This window comes from Pseudomonas uvaldensis, assembly GCF_021271205.1.
GTDB classification, from domain to species: domain Bacteria; phylum Pseudomonadota; class Gammaproteobacteria; order Pseudomonadales; family Pseudomonadaceae; genus Aquipseudomonas; species Aquipseudomonas uvaldensis.
The window spans coordinates 52,699-77,709 of sequence record NZ_JAIWKS010000011.1 but is presented as its reverse complement, the minus strand read 5'-3'; the positions used below and the strand labels follow the sequence as shown (position 1 = coordinate 77,709).

At 61.8% G+C, this 25,011-nt stretch carries 24 protein-coding genes; 16 read left to right on the top strand and 8 right to left on the bottom strand.

The window, feature by feature from the left end:
* Positions 1 to 82: 82 nt before the first annotated feature.
* A complete protein-coding gene (locus tag LCU97_RS22210; RefSeq protein WP_232777784.1) occupies positions 83 to 832 on the bottom strand; it encodes an SDR family NAD(P)-dependent oxidoreductase in 750 nt (249 codons plus the stop codon).
* 196 nt (positions 833 to 1,028) lie between these two features.
* Here LCU97_RS22210 and LCU97_RS22205 point away from each other — a divergent pair, with 196 nt between their 5' ends.
* On the top strand, positions 1,029 to 1,943 hold the full coding sequence (locus LCU97_RS22205; protein WP_053157047.1) for a LysR substrate-binding domain-containing protein: 915 nt from the start codon (positions 1,029 to 1,031) through the stop codon (positions 1,941 to 1,943).
* 7 nt (positions 1,944 to 1,950) lie between these two features.
* Here the strand turns inward: LCU97_RS22205 and LCU97_RS22200 are convergent, their stop codons facing one another.
* Complete coding sequence (locus LCU97_RS22200; protein ID WP_053157044.1) at positions 1,951 to 2,652, bottom strand: cyclase family protein; 702 nt, start codon at positions 2,650 to 2,652, stop codon at positions 1,951 to 1,953.
* Between the two features lie 38 nt (positions 2,653 to 2,690).
* Entirely contained in the window at positions 2,691 to 3,554 is an 864-nt protein-coding gene (locus LCU97_RS22195; protein ID WP_053157043.1) for a LysR substrate-binding domain-containing protein, read from the bottom strand.
* A 230-nt stretch (positions 3,555 to 3,784) separates the two neighbouring features.
* Here LCU97_RS22195 and LCU97_RS22190 point away from each other — a divergent pair, with 230 nt between their 5' ends.
* From LCU97_RS22190 to metC, 9 genes are read left to right on the top strand one after another with little or no spacing between them, the layout of a single operon-like run.
* The gene (locus tag LCU97_RS22190; RefSeq protein ID WP_232777783.1) at positions 3,785 to 4,627 is read left to right on the top strand and encodes a transporter substrate-binding domain-containing protein; all 843 of its coding nucleotides are present in this window, start codon (positions 3,785 to 3,787) and stop codon (positions 4,625 to 4,627) included.
* 53 nt (positions 4,628 to 4,680) lie between these two features.
* A complete protein-coding gene (locus LCU97_RS22185; RefSeq protein WP_232777782.1) occupies positions 4,681 to 5,532 on the top strand; it encodes a transporter substrate-binding domain-containing protein in 852 nt (283 codons plus the stop codon).
* The gene (locus LCU97_RS22180; RefSeq protein ID WP_232777781.1) at positions 5,529 to 6,953 is read left to right on the top strand and encodes an FAD-binding oxidoreductase; all 1,425 of its coding nucleotides are present in this window, start codon (positions 5,529 to 5,531) and stop codon (positions 6,951 to 6,953) included. The genes LCU97_RS22185 and LCU97_RS22180 overlap by 4 nt, the downstream gene beginning before the upstream one ends.
* Positions 6,950 to 8,161: an aminotransferase class I/II-fold pyridoxal phosphate-dependent enzyme gene (locus LCU97_RS22175; protein WP_232777780.1), complete on the top strand. Its 1,212-nt coding sequence runs from the start codon at positions 6,950 to 6,952 to the stop codon at positions 8,159 to 8,161. Before LCU97_RS22180 ends, LCU97_RS22175 begins: the two co-directional genes overlap by 4 nt.
* A complete protein-coding gene (locus LCU97_RS22170; RefSeq protein ID WP_232777779.1) occupies positions 8,158 to 8,892 on the top strand; it encodes an amino acid ABC transporter permease in 735 nt (244 codons plus the stop codon). The genes LCU97_RS22175 and LCU97_RS22170 overlap by 4 nt, the downstream gene beginning before the upstream one ends.
* The gene (locus LCU97_RS22165) at positions 8,882 to 9,670 is read left to right on the top strand and encodes an amino acid ABC transporter permease (RefSeq protein WP_053157026.1); all 789 of its coding nucleotides are present in this window, start codon (positions 8,882 to 8,884) and stop codon (positions 9,668 to 9,670) included. Before LCU97_RS22170 ends, LCU97_RS22165 begins: the two co-directional genes overlap by 11 nt.
* Complete coding sequence (locus LCU97_RS22160; protein ID WP_232777778.1) at positions 9,657 to 10,493, top strand: amino acid ABC transporter ATP-binding protein; 837 nt, start codon at positions 9,657 to 9,659, stop codon at positions 10,491 to 10,493. Before LCU97_RS22165 ends, LCU97_RS22160 begins: the two co-directional genes overlap by 14 nt.
* Positions 10,494 to 10,524: 31 nt before the next feature.
* Positions 10,525 to 11,124, top strand: coding sequence for a cysteine dioxygenase family protein (locus tag LCU97_RS22155; protein ID WP_053157020.1), 600 nt, complete (start codon positions 10,525 to 10,527; stop codon positions 11,122 to 11,124).
* Positions 11,125 to 11,168: 44 nt separating this feature from the next.
* The gene (gene metC / locus LCU97_RS22150; protein WP_232777777.1) at positions 11,169 to 13,913 is read left to right on the top strand and encodes a cystathionine beta-lyase; all 2,745 of its coding nucleotides are present in this window, start codon (positions 11,169 to 11,171) and stop codon (positions 13,911 to 13,913) included.
* A gap of 140 nt (positions 13,914 to 14,053) precedes the next feature.
* On the opposite strand, the gene LCU97_RS22145 is transcribed toward metC, so the two are convergent.
* The gene (locus LCU97_RS22145; RefSeq protein WP_232777776.1) at positions 14,054 to 14,923 is read right to left on the bottom strand and encodes an AraC family transcriptional regulator; all 870 of its coding nucleotides are present in this window, start codon (positions 14,921 to 14,923) and stop codon (positions 14,054 to 14,056) included.
* Between the two features lie 252 nt (positions 14,924 to 15,175).
* On the opposite strand from LCU97_RS22145, the gene LCU97_RS22140 reads away from it, so the two are divergent.
* The 5 genes from LCU97_RS22140 to LCU97_RS22120 all read left to right on the top strand — a co-directional run bounded on the left by LCU97_RS22140 (position 15,176) and on the right by LCU97_RS22120 (position 21,730).
* Positions 15,176 to 16,252: a zinc ribbon domain-containing protein gene (locus LCU97_RS22140; RefSeq protein ID WP_232777775.1), complete on the top strand. Its 1,077-nt coding sequence runs from the start codon at positions 15,176 to 15,178 to the stop codon at positions 16,250 to 16,252.
* Positions 16,253 to 16,600: 348 nt separating this feature from the next.
* Positions 16,601 to 17,083, top strand: a complete 483-nt coding sequence (locus LCU97_RS22135) for a formate dehydrogenase subunit gamma (RefSeq protein ID WP_232777774.1) — start codon at positions 16,601 to 16,603, stop codon at positions 17,081 to 17,083.
* Positions 17,077 to 18,636, top strand: a complete 1,560-nt coding sequence (locus LCU97_RS22130; protein WP_232777773.1) for a formate dehydrogenase beta subunit — start codon at positions 17,077 to 17,079, stop codon at positions 18,634 to 18,636. The genes LCU97_RS22135 and LCU97_RS22130 overlap by 7 nt, the downstream gene beginning before the upstream one ends.
* Positions 18,633 to 21,509: a formate dehydrogenase subunit alpha gene (gene fdhF / locus LCU97_RS22125; RefSeq protein WP_232777772.1), complete on the top strand. Its 2,877-nt coding sequence runs from the start codon at positions 18,633 to 18,635 to the stop codon at positions 21,507 to 21,509. The genes LCU97_RS22130 and fdhF overlap by 4 nt, the downstream gene beginning before the upstream one ends.
* Positions 21,506 to 21,730 carry a formate dehydrogenase subunit delta gene (locus LCU97_RS22120; protein ID WP_232777771.1) on the top strand — a complete coding sequence of 75 codons (225 nt, stop codon included), beginning with the start codon at positions 21,506 to 21,508 and terminating at the stop codon, positions 21,728 to 21,730. Before fdhF ends, LCU97_RS22120 begins: the two co-directional genes overlap by 4 nt.
* Positions 21,731 to 21,837: 107 nt before the next feature.
* On the opposite strand, the gene LCU97_RS22115 is transcribed toward LCU97_RS22120, so the two are convergent.
* From LCU97_RS22115 to LCU97_RS22105, 3 genes are all read right to left on the bottom strand, one after another.
* Positions 21,838 to 22,158 (bottom strand): isochorismate lyase, encoded by a 321-nt coding sequence (locus LCU97_RS22115; RefSeq protein ID WP_232777770.1) that lies wholly within the window; start codon positions 22,156 to 22,158, stop codon positions 21,838 to 21,840.
* Between the two features lie 128 nt (positions 22,159 to 22,286).
* Entirely contained in the window at positions 22,287 to 22,493 is a 207-nt protein-coding gene (locus LCU97_RS22110) for an epoxide hydrolase N-terminal domain-containing protein (RefSeq protein WP_232777769.1), read from the bottom strand.
* Between the two features lie 3 nt (positions 22,494 to 22,496).
* Complete coding sequence (locus tag LCU97_RS22105; RefSeq protein WP_232777768.1) at positions 22,497 to 23,069, bottom strand: TetR/AcrR family transcriptional regulator; 573 nt, start codon at positions 23,067 to 23,069, stop codon at positions 22,497 to 22,499.
* Between the two features lie 101 nt (positions 23,070 to 23,170).
* Between LCU97_RS22105 and LCU97_RS22100 the strand changes: the two genes are divergently transcribed.
* Positions 23,171 to 24,610 (top strand): amidase, encoded by a 1,440-nt coding sequence (locus LCU97_RS22100; RefSeq protein WP_232777767.1) that lies wholly within the window; start codon positions 23,171 to 23,173, stop codon positions 24,608 to 24,610.
* A 1-nt stretch (position 24,611) separates the two neighbouring features.
* On the opposite strand, the gene LCU97_RS22095 is transcribed toward LCU97_RS22100, so the two are convergent.
* Positions 24,612 to 24,920, bottom strand: a complete 309-nt coding sequence (locus tag LCU97_RS22095) for a hypothetical protein (RefSeq protein ID WP_053156986.1) — start codon at positions 24,918 to 24,920, stop codon at positions 24,612 to 24,614.
* Between the last annotated feature and the right edge of the window lie 91 nt (positions 24,921 to 25,011).

Below are 25,011 nucleotides of genomic sequence, written 5' to 3'. Positions count from 1 at the left end.
CTTGTTGTTATTGACCGCCAGGCCATGGGCCCGGCTGCGTCTCGATCCAGAACCGTACGGGCCTCGCGGCCCGCCAGTGTTATCAGTGAATCAGCATCCCGCCGTTCACGTCCAAGGTGATGCCGGTCAGATAGGAAGACAGGTCACTGGCCAGGAACAGCGCTGCGTTGGCGACATCCTGGGCTTCACCCAGGCGCCCCAGTGGAATGCCATCGATGATCGCGTGACGGCGTTCATCCTGCATCAGGCCGCCGGTGATGTCGGTGTGAATCAGCCCCGGAGCAATCGAGTTGACCCGCACGTTGTCCGGCCCCAGTTCCCGGGCCATGGCTTTGCCCAGGCCCAGCACGCCCGCCTTGGCGGCGCTATAATGCGGGCCACCGAAGATGCCGCCACCGCGCTGGGCGGAAACCGACGACATGCAGACGATGCTTCCGGCGCGCTGCTCGCGCATTACCGGAATCACCGCCTGGGACATGAGCAAGGTGCCGCGCAGGCTGACGTCCAGCACCTTGTCATAGTCCGAGCCGCGAATATCCAGGGTCTTGAGCGGTTGAGTGATGCCGGCGTTGTTGACCAGCACATCGATGCGGCCGAACTGTTCGAGGACGGTGGCGACGGCCTGGCGGACCTGGCGTTCATCCGCGACGTTCGCGGCCAGGCCCAGGTGACCTTCGCCCAGGGAGGCGGCGGCGTCGCGGGCAGCGGATGCGTCCAGGTCGAGTATCACGACCCGTGCGCCGTGCTGCGCAAACGTGGTTGCAGTGGCACGACCGATACCGCGCGCCGAAGCAGCACCGGTGATAATCGCGACTTTGCCTTGAAGAAGCATGGGGCACCTCTGATTGTTGTTATGGGAGACATTCGGCCATGAACCGATGACTCACTTTGTTCCGCGCCCATGACCTGAGCAATAACGCGAATGTCACTCGGTGCTGAAAAAAATTCAGCACTCGCCAGCCGGTGAGCGGGGTGGTTGAATAGCCCGGTGCCCGGATTACATGACTTGCAGCGGAATAACAATAATCATGCGCTCACCTGACGATGCACCTGCCGTGCTGCCTCCCCTGAAAGCCATTCAGGCCTTTGAACAGACAGCGCGTTTCGGCAATGTCGCCCGCGCCGCCGAATTGCTGGAGCTGACCCCCTCGGCGGTGAGTCACCAACTGGCCAAGCTCGAAGCGATGATCGGGCGCCAACTGTTTTTCCGCACGGCCAGGGGCGTGACCCTCACCCCGGTGGGCGAGCAGTACCTGACTGAAGTCTCTGGCATCCTCCACAGCCTGGCGGTGGCCACCGAACGTGCGACCAGCGATGTCAGCCTCGATTGCCTGCGCCTGCACTCGTCTCCCAGCTTCGGCCTGTTGTGGCTGATGCCGCGCCTGGAACAGTTTCGCGAGAGTCACCCGGATATCCAGCTCAACCTCTCGTGCTCCTACGAATCGTTGCACTTCAGTCGGGACAAGATCGACGTCGACATCCGTCACGGCATGCCCAATTGGCCCAGCTTCGAAGTGCGTACCGTGCGCAACGAGCGGATTGCAGTCATGGCCTCCCCGAAATTGTTGGCGAAGCGGCCTGTGCGAGCGGTGGCGGATCTGCTCGACCGCGAGCTGATTCTGTCGGAGGCGACCCTGATCAAATGGCCGCAGTTGTTCGCCCAGCACGGTCTGGCCCGGCCCGAGAAGCCTTACACCCTGAGCTTCGACCGTTCCTACATGACCCTGGAGGCTGCCAGCCACGGCCTCGGCTTTGCCCTGGAAAGCACGTTGTTGGCCCAGGACTACCTTGATCGTGGGGCGCTGGTTGAAGTGGCACCGGATTTGAGCGCCTCGATCACCGCGCACCACCTGGTGTTTCCCCGGGCCCACGCCAACTTCCCCCGAGTCCGACGTTTCCTGGAGTGGATGTCGAAGGAGCTGGGACACGATTTCAATTACTGAGCGGGCCTCAAGGGATAAAGGCCAGCACGCTGGCCGGTGAACCTGATCCGGTCTGAAGGCGCAGTACGCCGATGACCAGCGTACAGCCGGTGGCGGGAAGTTGATCGAGCTGATTCAAGCATTCGAGAATGATGCCGCGCCGTTGCAGCACCAGTCGGTTGCTCGCGAAGGACGTTTCCTGCCCCGGATCGACGCCGTGGGTGTCGATCCCGATCCCGGCGATATGTCGCTGCTCCAGCAAGAAGTGAGTAGCGGCGGCACCGACACCGGGGAAGCGCAGGCCTCTCTCATCCTGATTGAAGAATCGACACGGGTCGGGCCAGCGCGACTGCCACCCCGTGTGGAACAGCACCACGCAACCTTCGGGAATCTGGCCGTGCGCCTGCTCCCAACTTTCGATGTCTTGCAGGTCGATGATGTAGTCAGCGTTGTCGCCAACACGGCTCGCCAGATCCACGACGACCGCTGGGCGCACCAACGAGTCGGGGCTGTAACCATCGATGCCCATGGCGCCAGTCTCGAAAGTATTCGGGGCATTCATGTGGGTAGCGCTGTGCTCGCCCATGCTGAAGCTGCGTAGGTAGTAGCCATCCTTTTCCAGCGAAGCCTCGGTGTTGAACGCCACGGGTGGATCGTTGGGCCAGAGAGGAATGTCCGGGGTGATCAGGTGGCTGAGATCGACGATCCGGCTGAAGTGAATACTGGGCATGGCTGACGTCCGTCCTGTTGGCGGCTGGAAAAAAATACTTAATGGCCCTGGCTGGTCCTGATCAATTCATAGGTCCTACGCACCAGCGGATTGATCGTATTGGCGCGAATCCACAGGTGATAAGTCACGTCCGGCATTCGTGGCAAACCATCGTTTTCCCCCAGCACCCGCATGTCCGGGCCGAGCATTTCCATGCTGCGCGCCGTGACCCCCAGGCCGGCGCGGGTGGCGGCCTTGATACCGATCAGGTTCGATGCCAGGTAGGCCTGGCGCCAGGGAATGTTGGCGCGTTCCAAGGCTTCCAAGGCGTAGCGGCGATAGATACTCGGCTCATCCACCAGGATCAGCGGTAACGGTTCGCCGGGGTTGTGCTGGTATTGCGCCGAGCAGATCCACCACACCGGCGAGGTGCGCAGGGCGAAGCCTTCGAGGTTCGGATCCTGGCGCGTGGAGATGATCATGTCGACCTTGCCCCGGTGCAGGTCGTCCATCAGGAACGGGCTGCGACCGACGTCGATTTCCAAACGCAGGCGCGGCGCCGAGCGGGCGATGTGGCTGAGGATCGGCGGCAGGATAGTGTCGGCGATGTCATGGGGCGAACCGATGCGCAACACACCGCTCAGGCTGCTCTCGCGCAGGGAATTGAGTACGTCATCGTTGAGCGAGAGCATCTGCCGTGCGTGGCGCAGCAGCTGTTGGCCGGCTTCGGTGAGTTGCTTTTGCCGGCCGCGCTTTTCAAACAGGCTCACGCCGACCTGCTGTTCCAGGCGCTGCATATGCTGGGTGACGGACGATTGCGTACGGGCCAGCCGGGCGCCGGCCTCGGCAAAGCTGTGGTGGTCGACCACGGCGATGAAGGTGCGCAGCAATTCGAGATCGAGGGTCGACATGGCGGTGCTCATATCAAGGGTGCAATGCAAAACATTACGTATTTTTATGTATTTGGTAGAGCATTTTAAGTTGGCGTGGGTTTTAGACCAGTAAATACTTGGTTATTCATTTTTTGCCTGACGACCAAACCTGAAGAGTTATAAAGATAGTCGATATTTGAATTTCCTTCGCCATCGCGCGATACCTAGGATGCCCACTCATCAGGCCGGGGGACGCCGGCTATTTCATGAGGGGGAAATTCATGTTGCTCAAGCGCTCACCCAAAAAACGATTACTGCCTGTGATGCTGGGCGCCTTGATCTCATTGGCGGGCGCCTCCGTTGCCCAGGCCGATGCGACCCTGGACAAAATCGAGCAACGCCATGAGTTGGTGGTCGGTGTCCTGCTGTCCGGCGGGCCTTTCGGCGGCATTGATCCTACGACGCAGAAACCGCGTGGTTTGAACGTCGATCTGGCCGAAGAATTGGGCCGGCAACTGGGCGCCAAGGTGGAGTTGGTACCGGTGTTGCCCGCCAACCGCGTGCAGTTCCTACAGCAGGGCAAGGTGGATCTGCTGATCGCTAACATGGAATGGACCGCCGAGCGTGGCGAACTCCTCGGCTTCGTGCCCACACCGTTTTACCGCGTCGGCGGCACTGCCGCAGTGCTCAAGGACAGCAAGATCGGCCGCTGGGAAGACCTGAAGAATCAACCGGTCTGCACCTCTCAGGGCAGCAGCTACATCAAGCCGCTGACCGAACTAGGCGCCGAGATCAAGGCGTTCAAAAGTTCCTCGGAGTCCTTGCTGGCGCTGCGTGGCAACAACTGCGTGGCGGCGGTACACGACGCCACGCTGATCAATCCGCTGGTGACCGACAACGCCGAATGGCAGGGCTATCGCGCCATAAGCCCGGAGCTCAACCCCGCGCCGTCGGTGATCTGGACCCGCAAGGGTGAAAACGACACCCAGGCCAGGCTCGACCCGATCATTCAACAACTGCACCGCAGCGGCTGGCTGATCGAAGCCCAGACCCGCAACCGCATCACGCCTGCGTCACCGGCTTTGGTGGAGTTGCAGAAAAAGTTCCAGGGCAGCGGTGCCTGACGGCTGCCGGACTTTCCATCCTCTTCTTCGACCGTCGCTCAAGGTAGCCGCCCATGATTTCGTTTTTCTCCGTCAGAACCCTGACCACGCTATGCCTGGCGTGGTCCGCCGCGAGCGCTGCCAGCCTGGTCCAGGCTGATGCAACACTGGACAAGATCCAGCAACGCCATGTCATCAGCGTCGGAGTGATGTTAAGTGGTGCTCCTTTCGGCACCATCGATCCCAAGACCGGCGAGCACCTGGGCTACAACGTGGAATTGGCCAAGGGCATCGGCAAGGCCTTGGGTGTGGAAGCCCAGACCGTTTCTGTCCTGGCGCCGAACCGCGTGCAGTTCCTGCAACAGGGCAAGGTGGACATTCTGATCGCCAACATGCAGTTCACCGAGGAGCGCGCCGAGATCCTCGACTATGTGCCGACGCCTTATGAAGAGGTCGGCGGCGCTGCCTTGATTCGCAAGGCATCCGGCCTCACCCAATGGACCGACCTCAAGGACAAGCCGGTGTGCGTGTCCCAGGGCAGCAACTTCATCAAGCCCTTGCAGGAGAACTACGGCGCGCAGATCAAGGCCTTTCGCAGCCAGTCCGAATCGTTACTGTCGTTGCGCGGCAACGGTTGTGTCGCAGCGGTGCATGTGAGCCCGACCCTGCATGCGTTGCTCAGCGACGCGGAGTGGGAAGGTTATGAAATCCCGCTGCCGGGGGATCTGATTCCATCGAATTCGGTGATCTGGCTGCGCAAGGGCGAGCACGACCTTCAGGCCAGGCTCGATGCCGTGGTGCGCGATTGGCACCGCAGTGGTTGGCTGATCCAGTTGGGCGAGCGCACCGGCATGGCACCGTCTCAAGCCTTGCGCGACCTGCATGAAAAATATCGCAACGCCGAACCGTTGGCGGCGCTCCCATGAGCCAGGCGCTGTGGTTGACCTTGCAGGCCTTGGTCGGCGCGAAACATGTGCAGAACAGCGAAGAGGCTGTGGCGTACCTGACCGATCGGCAGGGCCGCTATGTCGGACAAGTGATCGCCGCCGTACATCCAGCCAATACCGAGGAAGTCGCCGCGGTGGTCCGAGCCTGCGTGGCCTCGCAAACCCCAGTGGTCGTGCAGGGCGGCAACACCGGACTGATGGGCGGTGCCACCCCGAGCGCCGATGGCCGCGCCGTATTGTTGCTGTTGGACCGCATGAACCGCATACGTGCAGTGGACACCGATAACGATACCCTGACCGTCGAGGCGGGTTGCATCCTGCAAACCGTTCAGCAGGTTGCCCGTGAGGCGGATCGGCTGTTTCCCCTGAGTCTCGGCGCCGAGGGCAGTTGCACCCTCGGCGGCAACCTGGGGACCAACGCCGGCGGCACCGCCGTGCTGCGCTATGGCAATGCCCGTGAACTGACCCTGGGCCTGGAAGTCGTCACCGCCCAAGGTGAAATCTGGGACGGCCTGCGCGGTTTGCGCAAGGACAACACCGGCTACGACCTGCGAGACCTGTTCATTGGCAGCGAAGGCACCCTGGGAATCATCACCGCCGCGACCCTGAAACTCTTTCCTCGACCCAGGGCGCAGGTCACTGCACTGCTGGCTTTCGACTCGCTGGCGCAAGCCGTGGCGTTGCTGTCCCATGCCCGCAGCGGTTTCGGCGCAGGGCTGACGGCGTTCGAGTTGCTCAGCGCCGGGTGCCTGGCGTTGTTGCACGAGCAGTTCCCTGATGGCCCGCGGCCCTTCAACGGGGCCCGCCAGCCTTGGTTCGCGTTGCTGGAACTGTCGGACAACCACAGCGAAACCCATGCACGGGAAACCTTCGAGCACGTGCTGGGGGAGGCCTTCGAGCAAAACCTGTTGGCCGATGCGCTGATCGCCGAAAGCCTGTCCCAGAGCGAGGCCTTCTGGCAATTGCGCGAGAACATGAGCGAGGCGCAGAAACGCGCCGGGCGCAATATGAAACACGATATCTCGGTGCCGATTTCCCGGGTGGTGGCGTTCGTGGCTGATACCGATGCGCTGTTGCAGCAGCATTTCCCAGGCGTGCGGCACTATACCTTCGGTCACTTGGGCGACGGCAACCTGCATTACAACGTTGCCCATCCGCCGGGCTCCACGGTCGAGGCGCATATGGCCCATTACGCTGAGCTCAGTCAGTTGGTGCATGACAGTGCCCATGCCCATGGCGGTTCGATCAGCGCCGAGCACGGGATCGGCCAGCGCAAGGTAGACGTGCTGGCTCGCTACAAAAGCCCGGTGGAACTGGATCTGATGCGCCGCATCAAGCAAGCCCTGGATCCGCACAATCTGCTCAATCCCGGCAAGGTCCTGGCGGGAGGGCAAGCATGAGTCTTCGCCTTTCCAAACGCGTGCAGTGTGTCTCACTGTCTGCCAACGCCGCCGCCAGATCCCGCGTCACTGCGTTACGCGATAGCGGTCGGGATATTCTCGACCTGACCACCGGCGAGCCGGATTTCGACACCCCTGAACACATCAAGCAGGCCGCTTATGCAGCCATTGCCGCCGGCGCCACCAAGTACACCCCGACGCCCGGCGTGAAGGCACTGCGCGTGGCCGTCCAGCGCAAGCTGCACAACGAAAATCGCCTGAACTATCCGTTGGAATCCATCGTGATCGCCAACGGCGCCAAGCAGATCATCTTCAACGCCTTCGCCGCGACCCTGGATGACGGCGATGAAGTGCTGGTACCGACACCGTACTGGCCGTCCTTTCCCGACAGCGTGCGCTTCAATGGTGGCGAGCCGGTGTTCATCGAATGCGGATTGGCCCAGGGTTGCAAACTCACTGCCGGGCAGCTGGCGCAACACATCGGCGAACGCACGCGCTGGCTGATTCTCAACGGCCCGGGCAACCCCAGTGGCGCGGTATACAGCGAGGCCGAATTGCGTGCCTTGGCCGAGGTTCTGCGGTGTCATCCCCAAGTGCTGATCCTGCTGGATGAACTCTATGAGCACATTCGCTTCGACGGTTTCCCGACCCAGAGTCTGCTCAACGTTGCGCCGGATTTGCAGGCGCGTTGCCTGCTGGTGGGCGGGGTGTCGAAAACCTACGCCATGACTGGCTGGCGCGTCGGTTTCGGGGCGGGCCCGCGAGTGCTGACCGAAGCCATGAGTGTGGTGCAATCGCAATCGACCTCCGGCGCTTCTTCGGTCGGACAGGCGGCCGCATTGGCGGCATTCGAGGGTGGCCTGGATTTCCTGCCGCAACAGGTCGCGGCCTATCGCCGGCGCCGCGATGTGTTGGTGAGTGCGTTGCGCGATGTTGACGGTCTTGAGGTCCTTGAACCGCAAGGCGGTTTTTTCGTGTTCGTGCGCTGCGCGGGATTGCTGGGACGTTATCGTTCGGATGGACAGCGCCTGGGCAGCGATGCCGATGTCGTTGCCTATCTGATGGAAGAGGGCGTCGCCGGTGTCGCTGGCAGCGCCTATGGCTTGTCACCGTGGTTTCGCTTGTCCATTGCCGCCGCGACCGAAACCGTCAGCGAAGCGGGGCGACGTATCGCACACGCCTGCGCCCAACTGAGGACCGAGCCATGAGCCACTGGCTGGAAGTGTTCGTCCATTGGAGCGCCGGACTGGGCCTCAACTACAATTTTTTGCTGGACGCGTATCAGCGCGGCACCCTGGAGCAGGGGGCGCTGACTACGGTGCTGCTGTGCCTGCTGACTATTGTCGGCAGCCTGCTCGCGGGTGTTGGTCTGGCGGCGTTGTTGATCTCTGGCCGGCCCTGGCTGGCCAGGCCGGCGCGGCTATTCGTCGAGGTCACGCGCAATACACCGACGCTTGTGCAGCTCTATTGTGCATTCCTGGTGCTGAACATGTTGCTGACCCAGGCGGTCGGCACGGCCAATCCGCTGACGCCGTTTGCCTGGGTGGTGATCGTGATCTCGCTGCACAAGGGCGCGTTTCACGCTGAAGCGCTGCGAGCCGGGATCGAAGCAGTGCCGGTGGTGACTCTGGAAGCTGCCAGTTCCCTGGCCTTCAACAATCGCCAGTTGCTATGGAACGTGCAACTGCCCCTGGCCCTGCGTTTTGCCTTGCCGTCGCTGATCAACAACCTGATCGACCTGGTGAAAATGACCGCCGTGGCCTCGGCCATCGCCGTGGGGGATATCACCTACGCAGCGATCATGATCTGGACCCAAAGCGATAACGTGCTGGAACTGATGATCCTGATCCTGTCGTTCTTCGGCTTGCTGAGTTTTACCGTCAATTGTGTGGGGCGTTACCTCGAAGCGCGCCTGAGGATGCCCGGTTATGGCCATTGATTCGTTGGTAAGCGCGCCCCTGGCATGGCCGCGTCGGCATCTCGGCAAATTGCTGCTGGTGGCGATCGCGCTGGTCTGGCTGGCCTATGTCGCCCCTCATAGCCCAGTGTTCAAGGCCTTGTTGCAGTGGTCGCCGGCGCTGATCGCAGGCTTCGGCCAGAACATTCTCATCAGTCTGCTGGCCATCGGTCTGGGCTCTGTGGTGGGGCTGGTGGTCGGTGCGATGGTGGTGTCGCCGCTGCGCCTGTTGCGCTGGCCGGCGCGGGTCTGGGTGCAGGTGTTCCGTAACGCGCCCTGGCTGGTGCTGATCTATTTCACCACCTATGTGTTCCCGTTCGAGATTCGGATTGGCAACACTTACGTCGCATTCCCCGACTGGGTCAAGGTCACCCTCGGCCTGGCCTTGCCGGCCAGCGCCAATGTCGCGGAAATCTTCCGTGGCGCCATCGCCTCCATCCCCAGCACCCAGTGGGAGGCCGCGCGCTCTCTGGCGTTCAGTCGTGGGCAGATTTTTCGCTCGATCATCCTGCCGCAGTGCTTCAAACGCATGCTGCCGCCGTGGATGAACCTGTATGCGGTGATCACCATGGGCACGGCGCTGGCGTCCCTGGTGGGTGTGCACGATGTGATCGACACCGCGCAGATCGCCAGCAACACAGTGAACCTGACCGGCTTCACCGTAGTGATCTACCTGAGCCTGCTGGTGCTGTTTTTTGCCTACTGCTATCCGATTTCCCGTCTGACCCAATCCCTGGAGCGACGCTATGCCTTTTACTGAAACCGTCGCCGAGCCTCTGGTCAGCCTGCGTGACCTGCACCTGTCGTTTGGCAGTAGCCCGGTGCTCAAGGGCGTTGATCTTGATGTATTCCGAGGCCAGGCCGTGTCGATCATCGGCCCGTCCGGCTCGGGTAAGTCGACGATCCTGCGCTGCATTACGGGCCTGTTGCAGCCCCAACGCGGCAGCATCCGCGTCGGTGCCACCGAAGTCCATGCCCTGGCCCGGGAAGCCCAGCGCATCGAGTTGCGCAAACGCGTTGGGTTCGTGTTCCAACAGTACAACCTGTTCCCGCATCTGTCGGTGCTGGAAAACCTGGTGATCGCCCCGCGCAAGGTGCTGGGGCGCAACCGGGTCGATGCTGAAAAGGACGCCCGCGCCTTGCTGGCCAAGGTGCGCATGGAGCACAAGGCCGATGCCTATCCGGGCGAACTGTCCGGTGGGCAGCAGCAACGGGTGGCGATTGCCCGTGCCTTGGCGATGCGCCCGGAGTTGATCCTGTTCGACGAAGTGACCTCGGCCCTGGACCCGGAAACCGTCGGCGAGGTGCTGACGGTGATCCGTGAGCTGACCGAGGAGGGCATGACCTGTGTGCTGGTCACCCATGAAATGCGCTTCGCCGAAGAAATCAGCGATGTCGTTTATTTCACCGAAAACGGGGTGATCGTCGAGCACGGCAGCGCGGCGCAGATTTTCCAGGCCCCAACCAGCGAACGCACCCACGAGTTCCTGCGGCACGCCCTCGGCGATCCGGGGCGTCGCCAGTCGATTGCCAACGACCCGTACCTGTTGACAAACCTCAGTCGTTACAGCCTGTCCGTCTGATTTTCTATCGATCAAAAATGGAGCCTGCCTCATGAGTATCTTTAGCCGTCCCGATGTCATCGAAGACTTCCTGCAGAAAGTGCGGGTGGTCCATCAGCGTGGCGTCGACCGTGCCGCCCTGGTGGAAATCGTTGCCCTGTTGGAAGGGTTGGCCGAGCGCCGCGACCTGTTCAACTTCGACGCCTTCCCGGCGCCAGTGCCGGGGCAGGGCAGCACCGCGTTTCGCTACCGCCTCAATGACGACGGCGATACACCGACGCTGTACCTCAATTCGCTGTTGCCGGGCAAAAGCACGGTCCCGCATAACCACGAGACCTGGGCCATCATCAGCGCGGTGCAAGGCCAGGAGATCAACTACGTCTACCGCCGCGATGACGAAGGGCGCGAGCCGGGCTACACCACGTTGCACCTGGAGAAAGAAATCATCGTGCAGCCCGGCACGTCCATCGCCTTCCTCGGTGAGGACCTGCACGGTATCCGAGTCGCGGGTGAGCAACCGACCTTGCACTTCCATCTCTATGGCTTGCCGCTGGAATCCCTCAACGGGCGTTATGGCGTTGAAGCCGACGGACGCATCCTCAATTACAACGCCTCGCAAATGGCGCCGTCGATCAAGGCCTACGCCCACTGATCTCCGTGCATGTCAGACATCTATATTTCTCCAGCGGGACTTTCATGAGCCAGACCATAACTTCCGGACAATTGCAGCAATGGTTGTTCGACGGGCAGGAAACCGCCCTGTTTGATGTGCGCGAGCACGGCCAGTATGGCGAAGCTCATCTGTTTTTCGGGGTTAACCTGCCCTACAGTCGCCTGGAGCTGGAAGCCCGGCGTCTGGCGCCAAATTCTCAGGTCCGGCTGGTGATCTATGACCAGGATGGCGGGACATTGGCGGCACGCTCGGCGCAACGTCTGCACGCGCTGGGCTACGCCAATGTGCACATTCTGGAAGGCGGCGCCGATGGCTGGCAGCGTGCCGGGTTCCAACTGTTCGCCGGGGTGCATGTGCCTTCCAAGGCCTTTGGCGAAAAGGTCGAAGAGGCCCGTCACACGCCGCATGTCAGCGCCCGGCAACTGGCCGAATGGCAGGCCCGTGGTGAACCGTTGGTGGTGCTGGACGGCCGTCCGTTCGAGGAATACCGCAAGATGACCATTCCTGGTTCGATCTGTTGCCCGAACGGCGAACTGGGCTACCGCGTGCAAGATCTGGTGCCGGACGAGCGGACGCCGATCGTGGTCAATTGCGCGGGTCGGACGCGCAGCATCATCGGTGCCCAGACGCTGATCGACCTGGGTATCAGAAATCCGGTCTACGCCTTGGAAAACGGCACTCAAGGCTGGGATCTGGCAGACCTGCCCCTGGAGCATAGCAGTGACCGGCGCTATACCGATGAGGTGTCGACAGAGACCCTGCCGGCCCGGCGGCTGGCGGCGGCACGACTGGCCGAACGGGCCGGCGCGGTGACCGTCGAGGCGGCGCAGGTTCAGCAATGGGCGAAGGAGGGCGGCCGCAGTCTGTTTTTGTGTGACGTGCGCACCGCCGAGGAATTTGTCGCCGGCACGCTGAAGGGGGCGCAACACACGCCGGGCGGGCAGTTGATTCAATCCACCGACCTGTATGTGGGCGTACGAGGGGCGCGGGTGTTGCTGTTCGACAACGACGGTGTGCGCGCGCCGATCATCGCCGCTTGGCTGCGGCAGTTGGGGCATGAGGCTTACGTGCTGGCCGAGGGCTTGAGCAGTGGCTTGGCGTTGCCGGCGCAGGACGTCGTGCTGCCTGAAGCCCTGCCATCGATCAGCGTGCAGGCCCTGGTCGATGCGCTGAAGGATGATGCGGTCGCGTTGATCGATCTGCGCCCGAGCATGGCCTACCGCAAAGGTCATATCGCCGGGGCGCGCTGGTCGATCCGTCCGTTGTTGGCGGGCACGGTGGCCGGTGAGAAGCGGCCGGTGGTGCTGGTCGCCGATGATCCGCGGCTGGCTGCCCTGGCCGCGCTGGAACTGCCTGAAGCGCAGCGTGGGCAGGTGCGTTTGCTCGACGAGGGCTGGTCTTCGGCGGATCCGGCACTGGAGCATGGTGTGGAGACGCTACCGGATGATCAGTGCATCGACTTCCTGTTTTTCACCCATGACCGTCATGCCGGCAACAAGGATGCGGCGCGTCAGTACCTGGCTTGGGAAATCGGCCTGTTGGCGCAGATGAGCGCAGACGAAATCGCCAGTCTGAAACCGCTGCGCTCACAGCCGGTCATTGAGCGAGTCCGTACCCGTCTGGTCCATGCTGCGCGGACCGAGAAGGGCAGCGGTGCCAGGGCGGTCAACGTCCCCATCAGCCGCCTGAGTACGGTGCTGTTCGACAATCTGGCGCAGATGCGTGACGTCCGCTCGCGCCGCGACAGCGAGCGGCTTCTGAGTTATGGCGCCAAGGGCAACCCTACGGCCTTCGCCCTGGAAGACCTTGTTACTGAACTGGAGGGCGGCTATCGCACCCGGTTGTTTGGCACCGGGCTGGCTGCGGTGGCGCAAACCTTCCTGGCTTACCTGCGTCCCGGCGATCATGTATTGATCACCGATGCGGTCTATTCTCCGGTACGCCGCGTGGCGCGAGACTTTCTTCAGCCCTTCGGTATCGAAGTCAGCTACTTCGCCCCCGATGGCAGCGACCTGCCTGCACGGTTGCAAGCCAACACCAGGATGGTCTATGCGGAAGTGCCCGGTTCGCTGTTGTACGAACTTTGCGACCTGCCTGCCATTGCCGCCCTGTGCAGGCCGCGGGGAATTCTGCTGGCGGTGGACAACACCTGGGGTTCGGGCCTTTTGTATCGACCGCTGGCCCTGGGCGCCGACATCTCGATCATGGCTTTGACCAAATACCTCAGCGGCCACAGCGACGTGATGATGGGCAGTGTCTGCACCCGGGAGGAGGTCTGGCCGGCGCTGGCGGCCATGAGCGACACCTTCGGCACCACCGTCAGTCCCGACGACGCTTATCTGGTCCTGCGCGGCGCCCGCACCCTGGCATCTCGCCTGGATGTGCACGCGCGCCAGGGGTTGGAAATTGCCCGTTGGTTACAGACACTGCCGCAGGTCAAACGAGTCTTCCACCCCGCACTGACCGATCACCCGGGCCATGCCCTATGGAAGCGCGACTTCCAAGGCAGCAACGGCTTGTTGTCCTTCGAACTTCAACGCGCCGACGATGCTTATCTGGAGCGATTCATCGATGCGTTGCAGTTGTTCGGGCTGGGTGCTTCATGGGGTGGGTACGAAAGTCTGGTGACCATTGCTGATACAAAGGACCGCGACAGTGCTGATGATCGAGCCTTGAATCCGGTGGTGCGCTTGCATATCGGACTGGAGGATGCCGGTGCGTTGATCGCGGATCTGGAGCAAGGGTTTGATGTGGCGGGGGCAGGGTAAGCCCACAGAAGATTGGCGGAGTTGTGGGTATCAAGACCACTGCAGAGTCGTTGTGGGAGCAAGCTTGCTCGCGATGGCGGCGGCATTCAACCTGACCGAAACTGCCTCGCCGCGATCCTGGGCAGCATCCCCAGGATCCACTATCGCAGCGGAACATACACATCCGTCTGCCACTGTTCTTGCGGTGTCTCGGGATAGACGCTCAGGTAATGAAAGAACAGTGGATGGTCACGCAGTTCTTCTCCGCTGGCAGGCAGCCAATCGCGGTAGACCGGGTAGATCGTTTCACCAATATGATCCGGTGATCCCGTGTGCCTCACCACGGCACACCGACCACCAGGAATAACGAGCTCCCGCACACCGAATTTATTGGACGCCACGGCCTCCTGTATCTCGCCACAGATGGCGAAGCGAAATGCCTCCGACGGCGTCGTATCGGGGTTGCCATAGGGAATACCGAAACTGCGACTCGACGCCACTGGTGATTGCCCGCTCTGTATGCGCCACGCGATAAATCTGCGCACACTTTCGTTGACAAGGCTGGACGGGCCGCAATGCTCCAGCGCTGCCAACCTGATTTCAGCGAAATCCACAATTCGTACTTGCATGGTAATAGTCCTGGAAAAGTGAGGGATGGTGAACGCCGCATTCCAGACCTGCCAGTTCGGCTCCTTGCGAAACGCGCTCGGCGTCATGCCCAATGCCCGTCGGAACGCCCGGCTGAATGACTCGGGACTTTCAAATCCGGCACCGAGCGCGGCGTCCAATATCGAGAGGTCAGTGCGAGACGCCAGACAATGGGCTGCGCGCCGTAGCCGCATCAGTTGCACATAACGTGAGACTGGCACGCCAACGAATGCGGTGAACTGGCGATGAAAGTGGTACACCGAAAAGTTCGCCACCTGACTCAACTTCCTCACCGACAGATCTTCTTCGAGATGGGCTTCGATGTAGGCAAGCACCGCGTCGAAGCGTCGGGTATAGGCGCGGTGGGTCGGTATGTCGGGCATCAGGAAAGGGCTCTTGGAAGTACGGTCGCAATAGAGTCGCCTATAACGGCATGGGCGTGCCTAGCCGCGTTTGCTCAGGGCAGCTTTTTTCAGTTTTCCTTTCCTATCCAGGTTGACTGCGCGACATAGCAAAAGCCAATACCGCCGTGGATTGCATCGGTTTGCTATCAAGAATGTCATGTTCATCCGGTTGATCTGCCTAAAGACGACTCAGATGCTAGCCTTTTCCACGTATCCAAGGAGGAGAGCGCCGTGGCCAATTGCAAGAAGTGCCGTTACTCGGTCAGTGATCTTTTCATGTACTGCCCTTTTTGCAATACGTTATTGGACGACGGCTCGGCCTCGCTGCCGGACGCCTCTGCACCCAGCAGCGCAACGATCAAGCATGTCGCACGTACCACGCCAAAAATCACCATCGGTAAGATCCGAATCGAAGGGGTGGGCGAGATGGACCCGCCGGAGGGCGTAGTCCCTCCGTTCAGGTTCGATCCGTCACCTGGCGGCACTGGCGCACTTGGTCGGCTAGTGGATTCGAGGGGACGCGGCTGGTATTTGATGAGAAATCGGCCTCATTCCAACCTTTACCATTGGCGCAAGATTTTCAGGGCCAAGAGGAAAGGCGGGGGCTTTCACATGACGATGCGCCTTGAGCGCGAACAGCCTTCGATGCACCAGATCGCTGCCGACTGGAACCATCGCCAATGGTCGATCGATGAGTCGGGATACAGCAATATGTCGCTGGAGCAAGCGCTGGTGGGTACCGGCCGCAATGCTGCAAAGCGAAAATCCCAAGGCGGCGTTATGGCGAAGTTCTTTACGGCTGTCGCCAGCGGCACGGCATCCGGACTGCTACCGCCCTTGAGCGATGTCACTGTGGAGGACGCGAGGAGAGCAGTGGGATTGATCGAAGGTGGCTCGCTGTCGGCATCGCGATATGCCGTCCGTGACGACCAGGAATGGCTTCATTTGCGCGGCCATGGCCTCGGGGGCAGGGAAGAACCCAGTAATCTGGTTGCCGGCAGTCACGGAGCCAACAGTGAAATGGCGGCCATTGAAATGGTGCTCCAGCAATTCGATGGCAAACGGCCCCTGACCTACAGCGTCAAGGCAGACTGCCTTTCCGGCACATTGATCAGCACCCTGATTACCATGGAGGTGCTGCTCAACGGCACCCGGATCTTCTCGCAGGTCATCAACGCGGCTCGCCCGCGGCTTTCATTGTCCGAATATGCCCAGATCCAGGATGAGCTGGTGAACCGCATCGTGACCGATGGGCGCAAAGGGCGTGAACTGGTGTTTGTCCCGGCTTCGACAAATGGCCTCCCTTAGTGAGCCGTCCGCTATGGGCAATTCAGATCAGTCAACCATCCCACAGCACCCACTCCTGCCATTAGTTCATGGGTCGCCTACAATCCTGTAAGTCCTGCCTTGCGGACATGAGCGACTCGCACCCCAAGTCGCTTTCAGAACACGTTCTGTCGTCCACGTGCAATCGCCACCTTGGGGGAGTGGCAAGCTGTAAAGATGCCCCGGACCAGGCGCGCCAAGACGCCTGGCCGGAGAGCAGGAATGGCGTCTGGATCAGCCACGCTACCGTGACGTGGGCCGGGCGCCGCAGCCAAGACTCCGGACGGCTGCCGCTATGCGGCGGTGGCGTTCGAGATGCCGAGGTAACTTATGCTCGATGAGACGCTTCACCTGCCCCTGATTCACAGCGTGCTGGAACGCGAAAAGGCCACCCCGGGTGCCTTGCTGCCGATCCTGCATGCCATCCAGGAAGGTTGCGGGTATGTGCCCGACACCGCCGTCCCTGAAATCGCCCATGCCCTTAATCTCAGCCAGGCTGAAGTGCGAGGGGTGATCAGCTTCTACCACGACTTCCGCACCACACCGCCAGCGCGGCATACCTTGCGTCTGTGCCGGGCCGAGTCCTGCCAGAGCAGGGGGGCCGAAACGTTGGCTGCGCAGTTGCGCGAACACCTGTCCATGGACGATCACGGCACCAGCGCCGACGGAAGCATCAGCCTGCGTCCGGTTTATTGCCTGGGGGCCTGCATGTGTTCGCCGGCCCTGGAGCTGGACGGTGAGCTGCATGCGCGGCTGACCCCTGAGCGCCTGCGCCAATTGGTCAATGGTTGCCTGGAGGAGGGCTCATGCTGACGCTCTTTATCCCCCGTGATTCGGTTGCCTGTGCCGTGGGCGCAGATAAAGTGGCGGCGGCATTGGTCAGTGAAGCTGAACGCCGACAATTGCCACTGGAGCTGCGTCGCACCAGTTCCCGTGGCCTCTATTGGCTGGAACCGCTGCTGGAATTTGAAAGCGCCGGTGTGCGCCTGGGTTTCGGTCCCCTCACGCCGCAAGACGTGCCGAGTCTGCTCGATGCCCTGGCGGGCGACCCAGGCAGCCATCCGCTGGCCTTGGGTCCGGTGGAAGAGATCCCGTATCTCAAGAGCCAGCAGCGCCTGTTGTTTGCCCGTGCCGGTATCACTCAGCCGCTGTCCCTGGAAGAATACCGGGCCAAGGGTGGCTTCCTGGGGCTGGCCCGGGCGATCCAGATGGATGGCCTGGATGTGGTCACCAGCGTCCTCGATTCCGGCCTGCGTGGTCGGGGTGGCGCGGCGTTTCCGGCGGGCATCAAGTGGCGCACCGTGCGCGACGCGGTGGGGGCGCAGAAGTATGTGGTGTGCAACGCCGATGAAGGCGACTCCGGCACGTTCGCCGACCGGATGTTGATGGAAGGCGATCCGTTCCTGCTGATCGAAGGCATGATCATTGCCGGCATCGCCGTTGGCGCGACCATGGGCTACATCTACGTGCGCTCGGAATACCCGGCCGCCGTCAGCACCCTGAACGAAGCCCTGCGCATTGCCCGTGGCGCCGGTTACCTCGGCGAGGACGTGGGCGGTAGCGGTCGTCGCTTCGAGCTGGAAGTCCGGGTAGGGGCGGGAGCCTACATCTGCGGCGAGGAAACGTCGCTGCTGCAATCGCTCGAAGGCAAGCGCGGCGAGGTTCGCGCCAAACCGCCGTTGCCGGCGCTGCAAGGTCTGTTCGGTTTGCCGACCCTGGTGCACAACGTGGTGACCCTGGCCTCGGTCCCGGTGATTCTGGAGAAAGGCGCGCAGTTCTACCGCGACTTCGGCATGGGCCGTTCCATGGGCACGATGCCGTTCCAACTGGCCGGCAATGTCCGCCAGGGCGGCCTCGTAGAGCGTGCTTTTGGCCTGAGCCTGCGCGAATTGGTGGAAGGCTACGGCGGCGGCACTGCCAGCGGTCGGCCGTTGAAGGCCGCGCAGGTGGGCGGGCCGCTGGGTGCCTGGGTGCCGCCCTCGCAGTTCGATACGCCCCTGGACTACGAAGCGTTCGCCGCCATGGGCGCGATGCTCGGTCACGGCGGTGTGGTCGTGGCGGATGACAGCCTGGACATGGCCCACATGGCCCGGTTCGCCTTGCAATTCTGCGCCGAGGAATCCTGTGGTAAATGCACGCCGTGCCGGATCGGTTCGACCCGTGGCGTGGAAGTGGTGGACCGTCTGATCGCCAGCACCGACGCCAATGCTCGACAGGAACAGGCTCTGCTGCTGCAAGACTTGTGCGACACCCTGCAATACGGTTCGCTCTGTGCCCTCGGTGGGATGACCTCCTACCCCGTCGCCAGCGCCCTTAAGCACTTTCCCGCCGATTTCGGTCTGGCGACCATGGAGGCCGACCAATGATTACTATCTTCGACCCTGCCAGCGATATCGACCTGGGCACCCCGGCCCGTGAAAGCGAGGTGCAGGTCAGCCTGACCATCGACGGCCGCGAAATCAGCGTCCCGTCCGGCACCTCGGTGATGCGCGCGGCGGCGCTGCTCGGTACGACCATCCCCAAACTTTGTGCCACCGACAGCCTGGAGCCGTTCGGTTCCTGCCGTATGTGTCTCGTCGAGATCGAGGGCATGCGCGGCTACCCGGCTTCCTGCACCACGCCGGTCACTGAAGGTATGGTGGTGCGCACCCAGACCTCCCGGCTCGCCGGTCTGCGGCGTAACGTGATGGAACTGTACATTTCCGACCACCCGTTGGATTGCCTGACCTGCTCGGCCAACGGCAACTGTGAATTGCAGACGGTGGCGGGGCAGGTCGGCTTGCGTGAAGTGCGCTACGGCTACGAGGGCGACAACCATTTGGCCGAGGCCAAGGACGTTTCCAACCCTTATTTCGACTACGACCCGAGCAAATGCATCGTCTGCAACCGTTGCGTACGGGCCTGTGAGGAAACCCAGGGCACCTTCGCGTTGACCATCACCGGGCGCGGTTTCGACTCACGGGTGGCGACTGCCGGCGGTGACAACTTCCTCGACTCCGAATGCGTCTCCTGCGGCGCCTGTGTGCAGGCTTGCCCGACGGCCACGCTGATGGAAAAAAGCGTGGTGGAGATCGGCCAGCCGGAACGCAGTGTCGTCACTACTTGTGCCTACTGTGGTGTGGGATGCTCCTTCCGCGCCGAGATGAAAGGCGATCAACTGGTGCGCATGGTCCCGGACAAGAATGGCCAGGCCAACCACGGCCACTCCTGTGTCAAGGGGCGTTTCGCCTGGGGCTACGCCACCCACCCGGATCGCATCACCAAGCCGATGATCCGCAAGCACATCAGCGATCCGTGGCAGGAAGTCAGTTGGGATGAAGCCGTCAACTACGCGGCCAGTGAATTTCGGCGCATCCAATTGAAGTATGGACGCGATTCCATCGGCGGCATCACCTCCAGCCGTTGCACCAACGAAGAAACCTACCTGGTGCAGAAACTGGTGCGCACCGCCTTCGGCAACAACAACGTCGACACCTGCGCCCGTGTCTGCCATTCGCCGACCGGTTATGGTCTCAAGCAGACGCTGGGCGAGTCCGCCGGTACCCAGACCTTCGATTCGGTGATGCTGGCCGACGTGATCCTGGTGATGGGCGCCAACCCTACCGATGCCCACCCGGTGTTCGGTTCCCAGCTCAAGCGTCGTCTGCGCCAGGGCGCGCGGCTGATCGTCATCGACCCACGGCGCATCGACCTGGTGGATTCGCCCCACGCCCGCGCCGAGTTGCACCTGCAGCTTCGCCCAGGCACCAACGTGGCGATGCTCAACGCATTGGCCCACGTGATCGTCACCGAAGGGTTGGTCAACCAGCCTTTCGTCGACGAGCGCTGCGAAGCGGTGGATTTCGCCCGCTGGCGTGACTTTGTCAGCCTGCCGGAAAACGCCCCCGAGGTCCTGGGCCCGGTTTGCGGCGTGCCCGCCGAGCAGATTCGCGCGGCCGCACGGCTCTATGCCACCGGCGGCAACGCGGCCATCTACTACGGCCTCGGTGTGACCGAGCACAGCCAGGGCAGTACCTCGGTGATGGGGATCGCCAACCTTGCCATGGCCACCGGCAACATCGGTCGCGAAGGCGTCGGTGTGAACCCGTTGCGCGGGCAGAACAACGTGCAGGGCTCCTGCGACATGGGCTCGTTCCCCCACGAGCTGCCCGGTTATCGACACGTCTCCAACGAAACGGTGCGTGCCCAGTTCGAACAGGCCTGGAACGTGACCCTGCAACCCGATCCAGGGCTGCGCATTCCGAACATGTTTGAAGCGGCGCTGGATGGCTCCTTCAAGGCGCTTTATTGCCAGGGTGAGGACATTGCCCAGAGTGACCCGAACACCCAGCACGTGACTGCGGCCCTGAGTGCCCTGGAGTGTGTCGTGGTGCAGGACATCTTCCTCAACGAGACGGCCAAGTTCGCCCACGTATTCCTGCCGGGCAGTTCGTTCCTGGAGAAGGACGGTACTTTCACCAATGCCGAGCGCCGCATTTCCCGGGTACGCAAGGTGATGGAGCCCCTGGCCGGCAAGGCTGACTGGGAGGCTACCATGGCCCTGTCCGAAGCCTTGGGCTACAAAATGGACTACAAGCATCCTTCCGAAATCATGGATGAGATTGCCCGTCTGACGCCTACCTTCACCCGGGTCAGCTATGCCGAACTGGATCGCCATGGCAGCCTGCAATGGCCTTGCAACGATGACGCACCGGACGGTACGCCGATCATGCACATCGAGAAGTTCGTGCGCGGCAAGGGGCGCTTCATGCTCACCGGCTACGTGCCCACCGAGGAGAAGGTCAACAACCGCTATCCGCTATTGCTGACCACCGGGCGCATCCTGAGCCAATACAACGTCGGCGCCCAGACCCGACGCACCGAAAACGTGGCCTGGCACGAGGAGGACCGCCTGGAAATCCATCCGACCGACGCCGAGAACCGCGGCATCGTCGATGGCGACTGGGTCGGCATCGGCAGCCGCGCCGGGCAGACGGTACTGCGGGCGAAGGTCACCGAGCGAGTGGCGCCGGGGGTGGTCTACACCACTTTCCACTTCCCCGAATCGGGCGCTAACGTGATCACTACCGACAACTCCGACTGGGCCACCAACTGCCCGGAATACAAGGTGACGGCGGTGGAAATCGTGCGGGTCAGCCAGCCTTCGGAATGGCAGAAACGCTATCAGGCGTTCAGCGATGAACAGAGCCGTCTGCTACGCGAACGCCGTCATGCCGAGAAAGCCGAGGTGCGTCGATGAGCACCGAAAGCCTGATCAAGATGGCCAACCAGATCGGCCAGTACTTCGCTAGCGAACCGGATACCGAACTGGCCGTGAAGGGGGTGCGCCAGCACATCCAGAATTTCTGGACCCCGGTCATGCGCCGGCAACTGGCAGCCTGTCGGGTAGAGCATTCGGGGGCGGTCTTGCACCCATTGGTGCTGGCTGCGTTGACGGAGCCTGTCGAAACAACCCGGTGATGACAGACGCAGTCCTGTAGCGCCTGTACACAGCCCTGGTCGGTATCCCGTCAATGATGACGGAAGCCGACCGGGGCTGTTTGCATTCCAAATGACAATGTTTACAGTCATGGTCGGGAAGGGTGAGCCATCCAGTGTTTCATTTCTTCGGCAATGAAGTGGCTGACCAGGTCGCTGTACATTTTCTCGATAGCATCCGGACTCAGTCCTTCGGACTCGGCCCATTCTCGGCGTGTCGCCAGCATCGCCTTGAAACGCTCCGGAGCGCGCACCGAAGTCGCCGAGGTCTTGAACTTCGAGGCCGCCAGCACGTACTGGAAGCGTTTGCCCAAAAGCTTGATAACGGCCCGATCCAAGGCGTCGATTTCGCATCGGATGTCTTCCATGTCGGTGCATTCCGAGGGTTGCAGTCGATTATGGTCTTCCATGCGGGTCTCTCTGTTTTCTGAGTAAAGGGGGGGAGGGGCTAGCGCAAAGCAGCCCTTGTGGGAGCGGGCAAGCCTTGCTTCCACAGTTTTGAGTTCACCTCAGTTTTGAGTTCACCACAATCTTGAATTCACCACAGTGACTGACGCTGGGGCCGGAAGAACCAATCGAACGAGGTCGACCAATAAGCCAGCAGCTCCCGAGGCACATCCATATTCATGCCTTCGCTCCAGCCCTGGTCGGCCAGGGGCTCGGGCAGTCGGGTGTGTTGCAGGCGACGGCGCAAGTCATCTAGAGCGGATTCGGGCACATCGATGCAGAACGGTTCGATCAACATTATTCAGGCCTCCAACAGTCGCTGGGCGATCCGGATCAAGCGTTCGCCGACCCGTTCGATACCCTTGTTCTGCGCCACGACCTGGGCGCCCTCCATCAACAGGGTCAGCTCCTCGGCAACCTGCTCGGGTTGGTTGAGTTGCAATTGGGTGCATAGGGTCGCCAATCGATGGAACTGTCGCTGCTTATGGGCCTGTATCAATGCGCGAGCGGGGTGGTCGGCGTCGGGTAATTCGGCCAGTGCGTTGGTGAAGGCACAGCCGCGGTAACCGGCTTGCTCCAGGTCCTCGACGATAAAGGTCACGAACCCCAGTAACTGTTCACGGGGGGATTCGGAATATTGCTCGGCCAAGCGGTCGAGCACATCGCTGTAGCTTTCAGCCAAACGGCCCAGCCATTCCAGCACCAGCGAATCCTTGTTCTCGAAATGGCGATACACGGTCATCTTGGTTGATGCCGCACGCGCGGCGATGGCATCCACGCTGACGCGGGTGATGCCCTGTTCCGTGAACAGGGCCTGCGCGGCGTCAACGATACGCTCCCGAGGTGGCAGTTGGGGGATACGTTCCGGGCGCATGAATAATCTCCACTTGACAGCAATACTGGTTGGTATCGCATGATACTAATGAGTATCTCCTGATACCCGCTGGTATCGATCATACCGATCTGGAGAATCCTATGCACCTTTACGAATATGCCATCCAGGACGCAACCGGCCTGGCTCAACTGATCCGCGACGGACAGGTGAGCGCCGACGAAGTCAGGGCCGCCGCCCTACAGGCCGTCGATACCCTCGACCCCCAGGTCAATGCGGTGGTGGAAACCTGGATGGATGAACCGCTGTCTGGCTCCGGCCCCTTTCAAGGTGTCCCGATATTGCTCAAGGACCTGGGTGTCACTGCGGCAGGACGGCGCAACGAACTGGGCAGCGCTTTGGCGCTGGGCTGCACGGCGCCCAGCGATTCGCACCTGATGCAGCGCCTGCGCCTCGCCGGGTTGTTGCCGTTGGGCCGGACCACCACGCCCGAGTTCTCCGCGAGCACCACCACGGAAAGTCGCTTGTGTGGGCCGACCCGTAACCCTTGGGATACCGAGCGCAGTGCCGGCGGGTCCAGCGGAGGTTCGGCTGCCGCAGTCGCGACGGGGATGGTGCCGGTCGCCCATGCCACCGATGGTGGTGGCTCCATTCGCGTGCCAGCTTCGATGTGCGGCCTGTTCGGTTTGAAACCCAGTCGCGGCCGAGTGCCGATGGGGCCACAGGTCGATGAAGTCTGGAGCGGCCTGGCCGTTCATGGCGTACTGACTCGCTCGGTGCGCGACAGCGCGTCGTTGCTCGATGCTATCCACGGCGCTGCAGTGGGTGATCCGTTCTGCATACCTTCTCCTGAAACCAGCTTCCTGGCACACGCGCAACGTCAACCTCGCTCGTTGCGGATCGGCTTGCAAGGCGGCCCTCTGAACGGCAAGGCGGTGGACCCCGCCGTGGCGCAAACGCTCATGCAGACGGCTCGCGATCTGGAACGACTCGGGCATCGGATCGAGGAAGTGCAGCCTGATATCGGGTTGAGTTGGGAGGCGTTCGTCGCGCTCAATGGCTGCTTCTGGTCATCCAACACCGCAGCCTGGATCGATGCCATCGCCGCCGCCACCGGGCGCTCCATCGATGCCCAGAACCTGGAGCCGGCTACGCTGGCGCTCTACCGGCAAGGGAAAGCCCTGCGCGCCACCGAGCTGCTGGGCGCGTTGTTCGAGCGCAATATCGTCGCCCGCAAACTGGGTGATTTCTTCGAGCGTTACGATGTGCTTTTATCCCCGACGTTACCAGGGCTGGCGCCACAGATCGGCACGTACAACGCCGGTCAGGAACAACTCGATGGATTGGGCTGGATGCACCGGGTGTTCAATCAGTCGCCGTTCACCGCATTGGCAAACGTCATCGGCGCCCCAGCCATGTCGGTGCCGCTGGGCCACGACCCGCTGACTGGATTACCCGTGGGAATGCAGTTCATGGGCAAGTTTGGGACGGAGGGTCTGTTGTTCGAACTGGCCGGGCAGTTGGAGCGCGAATTGCCATGGTCGGAGCGTCGTCCGGCTGTCTGGGCGGGTAACATCCGCTGATTCACGCGTCGAAACTGATCATGACCGCGCCACACACGCGGTACTGGATATGTCGGTCATAGTGGTCTTCGGGATTCTCGCAGGTTTCAAGCGTCTCCAGAAACCCGATCTGCTCAAGGCCGGCAAGATCCTCCAGGGACCAGTCGAAGGGAAAGTCGCTGGAAATGTTTTCGCCCTGGCATTCCACCCACTGATAGACCCCGAAGGGCATGTAGCCAAGCCACTCCGACTGATAGTCGATCCGGTCGGATTGGCTGGCGATCATCGCCGCTTCGATCCTGGCTTTGATGAGTGACTGGCGTTCGTTCATGGGGCGCGGGTTCCGGTGGGGCAGGGCTTGAGCCTGTGCCGGAAGTCTGCTTGAGAAAATCTCCCCGGACAACACCTCGAATGTGTGGGAA